This is a genomic window from Clostridium sp. (assembly GCF_051656525.1).
Classification (GTDB): Bacteria; Bacillota; Clostridia; order Clostridiales; family Clostridiaceae; genus Clostridium.
The window spans coordinates 1-3221 of record NZ_JBOGCC010000274.1; the positions used below are offsets into that span (position 1 = coordinate 1).

At 24.7% G+C, this 3221-nt stretch carries 1 protein-coding gene; it reads right to left on the reverse strand.

Features of this window, described 5'->3' with window-relative positions; all coding sequences use genetic code 11:
• Positions 1-219: 219 nt before the first annotated feature.
• Positions 220-3221: type V CRISPR-associated protein Cas12a/Cpf1 (gene cas12a, locus ACRDDY_RS13470; protein ID WP_438565458.1), on the reverse strand; the 3002-nt coding region annotated here is incomplete at its 5' end.

Sequence of the window (3221 nt, forward strand, 5' to 3'; positions counted from 1 at the left end):
ATCTACTTAACAGTAGAAATTTAATGATTCTAAAACTCCTAATGCATTTTTATGCATAGTTATTTTGCAAATCTTTTTATTTTTATCCATTTACTAAGCTCTTTATTCATGTTTTAGAATCTTTAATTTTATTTTACTACATTAAGACTGAGGTTTGCAATTTTTTTCAGATTCAAAAGGGATCTATCTCCTTTTGAATCTGATTTTCTTTATTTTTTCTTAATTTTTTTGTGCATATTTTAGCCAATCTTCCCTAGTTACATTTAATCTTAGTCCTTTTAATTTTTCTTCTGGTGTACTTTTAATTATTTGTACTAACATTAATCCTTTTCTTGCAATATTATATGCTCCATTTGCATCTGCATCTATTGGAAGCTTCTGCTCTTCTTTTGTTTTTTCTTTTTCTAGTTCACTATTATAGAATTCTCCATTTTTATTTTTTACTGGCGATTGTATATAATCTCTATCACTAACTATTTCACTATTTCTAAGTTGTGTCATTATTTTTATTAAATCTAACACTCCTTTTAAAAGTTCTTTTGAGTTACTTCTTAAAAGTTCTTTTTTAATATCTTCCTTTATATCTATATTTTTTTCTATGAATAATTTTTTAAGTACCTCTGTTACATCTATTTGTTTACTATCCCAATTATTCTGTTTTTCTTTGTTTTTAAAATTTATTATTCTTTCTCTAATTGAACATAATGTCCATTTTTGCTTACTTCCTTTTGCTCTATCTCCAAATTTTGAATAGTCTATATCGAATTCAAAGTAATCTTCATCCTTATTAAATTCTATTCTATCAAATTTTTCAATTATCTCTTTAGCTTTTTCTACATTTTCATATTTAAAGTTATATAAGTTTACAAAACCTGTTGTTGGATCTATTTTGCTTGTATCCCATGGATCTACATAGTATAAAAATCCACTTTGTTTTCCAAGCTTTTTAAAACTTTCAAATTTATTAGTTAATTGATATGCTTTCAATAACCCTCCATATTCTTCAGCATCTTTTTGTTTGTTTACATAATAATTAAGTTTTTCTATAAGCATTTTTTCAAATTTTTGATATATACTCACTTCAAATTTTTTTCTACTATTTTTAAAGCCCCCATTTAAATTTTCTAATACAACTATTGCATTATATTTTTCCATCATTAAACAAATTTGATGAATAACTTGAGATAAATATCCTTCTTTAATTTGCTTTATCCCTTCAATATTATCCCAATTCACTCTTGCATTTGCTCTACTCTCTTCTTTTTCTTTAATAGCTTTATGGTAGTCCTTTCCATTTTCGTTTTCATTTTTCTTTATAATATTAAAAGACTTTTGCTCTAATATCTCACCTTTTTCATTTATTACACTTACATAAATAAGGTTTCTTTCTCCTCTATCAATTCCTATAATATTAATATTTTTCCCATTTTTTATAACTTTATTTACTTTTTCATTTATGTTTTTCATTTCATCTGAAGAAAAATTCATTGTAATTGGTACATGGAAATGAAACGTATCTATTGTAAATCTTCTATCTTTTATTATGTCATAATCATATACTGCTGTTGTTTCATTTCCACCTTCATCTTTTTTCACTTTATTTTTCATAGGTATGTTTGCATAATGAATTGTTGTATTATCAAGCTCTAAACTCTTTTTTCTAAAGAAAATTTCTGCTTGACCATTCAATTTATAAACAACATTTTCTAAATTTTTCTCATCAAAAAGTGCTTTGAAATATAATGTATGAAGGTTTTTTGTTCCTTTACTTTTTGGTGAAAAATCTTTATTATATACTTTAAATAAATAAAGTTTTCCTTCTTTTACAAGAGATTCTATATATTTTTTAGATACTTTCTCAAATCTTATCTGATAAGCCTGCTTATTTATATGGTCAGTAAATTCTTTAAAACTATAATAGTCTTTTGATTCTTTAAATACAAAATCATAGTCTGAATAATATTCAATAGCCAGTTCTTTATAAAAATCAATAAATGCTATTAAATCATCAGTATTAAACTTTTCTTTATCTTCTCTTGAAAAAGTTCTTTCTCTTCTTATTCTATTTATTTCAGTTGGTAAATGAGTATTTTTTAAGTTTTCTAATAGTTCATTAACTCCATCACTATTTTTTCTACCATTTTTCTTTTCAACCTTCCCATCTATCCTCATAAAATTTTGAACATCTTTTGCTGGATCTGCTGCTTGTAAATATATCATCTTTTCAAAAACATCTTCTTCATCAATAGGTTCATTATATGTTTTGAAATCTTTATTGAACTCAGTATTCATTATTCCTAAATAATAATAATCGTCACATTTATCTTTCGCATCTTCACCATATTTCCCTTTAAACATAATGCAAGAGTTAGAAATTTCTTTATTTTTAGACCATCCATCAAGTAAATTGGGATTATTAAAGTTAAGCTTTATTTTTTCAATACTATATGGCTTTTTAGTTAAATAATTTCTCACCTTATTGTATGCTATTGTTAGTTTATCTAACTCTAGCCATATACTTTCTAATTCAGAATAGAATCTTTCATCTTTATTAGGTTCTGTTCCATATCCTAATAGAAGCTTTATAAACCTTTGAAAGTCTTTCCATGTATCAAGGTAAGCTTTTATTAACTCCTTGTTTTTTATATCACTTGGTAATCCTTTTTTATGAATTGTTTTTGTACCCCCTAACAATTTTTGTAAATTATTATATTTTTCTTTTATATCTTCAATATAATTTTTCTTTTTATCATTAATAGTTTTAGAAAACTCCTTGAAAAACTTTTCTACAGTTTCTTCTCTTCCTAGTTTTTTCAAACCCTCATTTATTTCTGTTACAGTAAAACTGTCTCTTTTCTTTAAATATTTTTCTCTTATTTCCCTATATTTCTCTGTATTCAATACAATATTTTCTTCATCATAATTTGCTTCTAAACCTTTTGTTATGATGCTCCAATCACCAAACATCATTTGAGATAAAGAAGTTAGACTAATATCATTTCTAACATATATTTTGCTTAAATTATAATCCTCTATATTTTTGAATAGTTCTACTATTCCAATTCCATCATTTCTATTCATTACTGTCTCTTGAAGCTGTACTTCTAATCCCTTTAATACGTCTATAACTTCCAAATCATTTTTTAAAGTTTCTGGTATAAATGAAGTAGTTTCCCTATCACTTAATATTTGTTTAAATAATATTTTTAATTTAGGGATTC